This is a genomic window from Mesorhizobium sp. M5C.F.Ca.IN.020.32.2.1 (genome assembly GCF_004023105.1).
Lineage (GTDB): Bacteria > Pseudomonadota > Alphaproteobacteria > Rhizobiales > Rhizobiaceae > Mesorhizobium > Mesorhizobium wenxiniae.
Genome location: NZ_RZSX01000550.1, coordinates 1 through 4,369, shown reverse-complemented (window position 1 = coordinate 4,369; position 4,369 = coordinate 1). Strand labels below are relative to the sequence as shown.

General features: G+C 65.0%; 3 protein-coding genes. 2 read left to right on the top strand and 1 reads right to left on the bottom strand.

Features of this window, described 5'->3' with window-relative positions; translation table 11 throughout:
* A partial coding sequence (locus EOA86_RS24010; protein ID WP_128343940.1) for a sarcosine oxidase subunit alpha family protein occupies window positions 1-2,867 on the top strand: 2,867 nt, incomplete at its 5' end.
* Window positions 2,860-3,462, top strand: coding sequence for a sarcosine oxidase subunit gamma (locus EOA86_RS24005; protein WP_127208974.1), 603 nt, complete (start codon window positions 2,860-2,862; stop codon window positions 3,460-3,462). The genes EOA86_RS24010 and EOA86_RS24005, both read left to right, overlap by 8 nt.
* 37 nt (window positions 3,463-3,499) lie before the next feature.
* Here the strand turns inward: EOA86_RS24005 and EOA86_RS24000 are convergent, their stop codons facing one another.
* Window positions 3,500-4,204: a nitroreductase gene (locus EOA86_RS24000; RefSeq protein WP_127208973.1), complete on the bottom strand. Its 705-nt coding sequence runs from the start codon at window positions 4,202-4,204 to the stop codon at window positions 3,500-3,502.
* Window positions 4,205-4,369 lie beyond the last annotated feature (165 nt).

Sequence of the window (4,369 nt, the reverse complement as noted above, 5' to 3'; positions counted from 1 at the left end):
GTGTCACCCTGTTCGGGCGCTCGTTCAAATATCACCGCCCGCGCGGCGTGCTGACATCAGGCGTCGAAGAGCCGAACGCCCTGGTGACGGTGCTGCGGCGCGAGGTTCGCGAGCCCAACATTGCCGCGACCATGGTCGAGATCTATGACGGGCTGACCGCCGTCAGCCAGAACCGCTTTCCATCGCTGTCCTGGGATCTCAGCGCCGCCAACCAGTTCGGCGGCAAGCTTCTGTCTGCCGGCTTCTATTATAAGACCTTCATGGGACCTGCGATCGGCCCGCTGAAAGGCACGCGTTTCTGGATGTTATGCGAGCATTTCATCCGCCGCGCCGCCGGTCTCGGCCGTGCTGGGATCGCTGCCGACACGGCGCGCTATGAGCGCATGAACGCTTCCTGCGATGTGCTGGTGGTCGGCTCCGGTCCGGCCGGGCTGATGGCTGCCAGGGCCGCCGCCGATCAGGGCGCGCGTGTCATCCTCAGCGAGCTCGAACCGCATTTCGGCGGCTCGGCCAACTGGTCGGGCGAGACGATCGACGGCATGCCGGCCGCCGACTGGGCAGCGCGAGCCGCCGGCCAGCTCGAAGGCTATGACAATGTCCGCCTGCTGCCGCGCACCACGGTCTGGGGCTACTACGATGGCAACACGCTCGCCGCGCTCGAACGGGTCACCGATCATAAGGAGAGGCCCGGCAAGGGCGAACCGCGCCATCGCTACTGGACCATCCGCGCCAAATCGGTGGTGCTGGCCACCGGCTCCTTCGAGCGGCCGCTGGTGTTTCCGGGTAACGACCGGCCGGGTGTGATGCTGGCGAATGCCGCCGAGCGCTACGCCAACGAGTACGGCGTGCTGCCGGGCAACAGGATCGCGCTCTTCACCAACAATGACAGCGCCTATCGCTCCGCGCTTGCGCTGAAGAAGGCCGGTGCGGCGATCGTCGCCATCGTCGACGTGCGGCCGGAGCTTTCGAGCGAGATGCGCGAGCTCGCCGACGAAGTGGAGGCCAAGAACCTTTCCGCTCACGCCGTGGTCGCCACCGAAGGCGGCAAGGGGTTGTCCGGCATCAAGGTGCAGCGCTTCGACATGGTCAACGGCGCGCTCGCCGGCGATCGGCGCAGCATTCAAGCCGACTGCCTGCTGATGTCGGGAGGCTGGTCGCCGACCATCCATCTGGCCAGCCAGGCCGGCGCCAAGGCGGAATGGAATGCCGCCAGACAAGCCTTCCTACCACCGAACGCGACGCAGCGATGGATTGGCGCCGGCGCCTTCACCGGCAGCTTTTCCACCGCCGAGGCAATCGCCGAAGGCCGCGCCGCCGGCCTTTCCGCGGCGGGTGGAACGGGCACGCCAGCGGCCTTGCCGGTCGTCGAAGCCGCACCCGGCGATCCCGATCCGGCGCCGGTGTTCGAAATCAAGGCTGATGGAAAAAGCTTCGTCGATTTCCAGCACGATGTGACCGCGGAGGATGTGCGGCTGGCGCATCGCGAGGGCTTCATCTCGGTCGAGCACCTGAAGCGCTACACCACGCTCGGCATGGCGACCGACCAGGGCAAGAGCTCCAACATACCGGGCCTGGCCATCATGGCCGAAGCATTGGGCAAGCCGATCCCCGAAGTCGGCACGACACGTTTTCGCCCACCCTTTTCGGCGGTGTCGATCGGCTCGCTCGCCGCCGAACGGTTCGGTGATCTGAGGCCCGAGCGGCTGACGCCGATGCATGACTGGCACATCGCCAACGGCGCAACCATGTATTCGGCCGGCCTCTGGTATCGCCCGATGATCTACGGCCACGCCGGCGAAACGATCGAGCAGGCCTATGTACGCGAAGCTAAGGCGACGCGCGAGAGCGCCGGCATCGTCGACGTCTCGACGCTGGGCAAGATCGCCGTGCAGGGTCCGGACGCGGCGGAATTCCTCGACCGGGTCTACACCAACATGTTCTCGACGCTGGCCGTCGGCAAGGCCCGCTACGGGCTGATGCTGCGCGAGGACGGCCTCGCCTTCGACGACGGCACGACATGGCGGCTCGGCGAACAGGACTTCTTGATGACCACCACCACCGCCAATGCCGGCAAGGTGATGCAGCACCTGGAATATTTCCTCGACGTCATCTGGCCGGAGCTGAAGGTCCACGTCACCTCGGTGACCGACCAATGGGCGGGTGCGGCGATCGGCGGGCCAAAAGCGCGAGCCATTCTTGCTGCTTGCGTAACCGGCACTGCCGTCGACAACGCCGCACTGCCCTTCATGGGCATCGTGCATGGCAAGATATCAGGCGTGTCGGTGATGATCTGCCGGCTTTCCTTCTCCGGCGAAATGGCCTTCGAAGTTTACTCCGGCGCAGGCTACGGCACCCATGTCTGGGAAGCGTTGATCGAAGCCGGCAAGCCGTTCGGACTGGTGACTTACGGGCTTGAGGCGCTGGGCACGATGCGCATCGAGAAAGGCCACGTCACCGGCGCCGAGATCGACGGCCGCACCACGGCGCGCGACCTGCATCTCGACTGGATGCTGTCCAAGAAGAAGCCCTTCATCGGCTCGGCGATGATGGATCGCGAGGGCCTGATCGCACCCGGCCGTCTGGAACTCGTCGGGCTGATTTCGCTCGACAACCAGCCGCTCAACGGCGGCGCGCATATCGTCGAGGCGCTTGACGAAGCCAATCCGCACGATTCCATCGGCCACATCACCGCTTGCTGCTATTCGCCGGCCCTCGGCAAGTACATCGCGCTCGCTTTGGTCAAGGACGGCAAGGCACGGCGCGGCACGCGCGCCCATATCTCCGATCCCCTGCGCAACCGGTTCGGCCCGGTCGAGATCGTCTCCAACCACTTCTTTGATCCGGACGGGAGCCGCATGCATGGTTGAGCGCCAATCACCGCTTGAGCCGGCACCGCTTGAGCCGGAACTGCGCACCGGCTCGCACGGCGATTTCGAACACGGCATCGATGTCATCCTCTCCGAAACCAGGCCGGGGTCGATCCTGCAGCTCGCTGCCTGGCCGGGCCAGGAGAAGGAGTTGATCGCCGGTATCCGCACCGTGACCGGCCTTGCTCTGCCCGATGGCGCCGGCGCCGGCAGCACCGACGGCGTGAGATCGGTGTTCGGTTTCGCGCCAGGAAAATTCACGGTGGTCGACGACGCCGAGGGCCTGGTGTCGGGCTTTGCCGGTGTCGTGACGCCGGCGATCGGCACGGTGACCGACCTGTCGCATGGCCGCACCGCAATCCGCATCGCCGGACCGAAGGCCGAATGGGTGCTGGCGAAATTCTTCGCCATCGACTTCGCGCTGCCGGCCTTTCCGGTCGGTGCCGGCCGTTCGACCATGCATCATGACGTCTTCGCCCAGATCCAGCGCACCGGCGCCGACCAGTTCGACATCTATGTATTCCGGTCGTTTGCGCGCTCGTTCTGGAAGGCGCTCTGTCACGCCAGTGAGGAAGTCGGTTACGAAGTGCAGTAGACCGAGACGGCGCGTCGTCGCCTCACTTGGCGCCTTCTCATTTGGCGAACGTCACCCACTCTTCCAGCGGCGCGCGGTCGGTGCGGAACTCGTTTTCGGGCTTGGACGTGTCTTCATGGCCGAGCGCCATGCCGCAGACGACGATCTCCTCGTCTGGAATGTTGAGCACCGGCCTGATCTGCTTGTGATAGGGTGCAAAGGCGGCCTGCGGGCAAGTGTGCAGGCCCCTGCCCCGTGCCGCCACCATGATATTCTGCAGGAACATGCCGTAATCGATCCACGACCCCTTGTTCAGCCGCCGGTCGACGGTGAAGATCATGCCGACCGGCGCGTCGAAGAAGACGAAGTTGCGGTCGTGCTGCGCGCGCATCCTGTCCACCTCACGCCGGCCGATGCCGAGAACGCTGTAGAGGCCGAAGCCATTGGCCCGCCGCCGGGTGAGATAGGGTTCGAAGAACTGGTCGGGATAGTAGCGATACTCGTCCCACTCGGCCTTTTCGGCACGGATGCCGGAGTTGAGGATGGCATTGGTGATCCGCTGCTTGACCTCGCCCTTGGTCACGTAGACCCGCCAGGGCTGCATGTTGGTGCCCGAAGGGGCGCGCGCGGCAACGGTGAGAATGGCGCGGATCGTCTCGTCGTCGACCATGTCGGGCAGAAAGGCCCGCACCGAGCGGCGCGAGGTGATCGCCTCGTCGACGATCGCCGCATCATCTCTAATCTTAGTCCTGTTTTCCAGCATCGGCGTCCTTTGCGCCTGACCCGGAAACCGGAATCGATTCCGGAAAGGATCATGCGCCGTCCAGAAAATGAAAGAGCACCATTGCGGGTCCAATTTGACGCGTGGCGCTCTATCGTAAGCCTCGACCGGACGCCCTCACTCGCCGTTCGTGGCCGAGCCTTTGCC

Excerpts from the sequence above, each read along its gene's own strand:
- EOA86_RS24005 (WP_127208974.1), top strand. The coding sequence starts at position 2,860 with ATGGTTGAGCGCCAATCACCGCTTGAGCCGGCACCGCTTGAGCCGGAA.
- EOA86_RS24000 (WP_127208973.1), bottom strand. The coding sequence starts at position 4,204 with ATGCTGGAAAACAGGACTAAGATTAGAGATGATGCGGCGATCGTCGAC.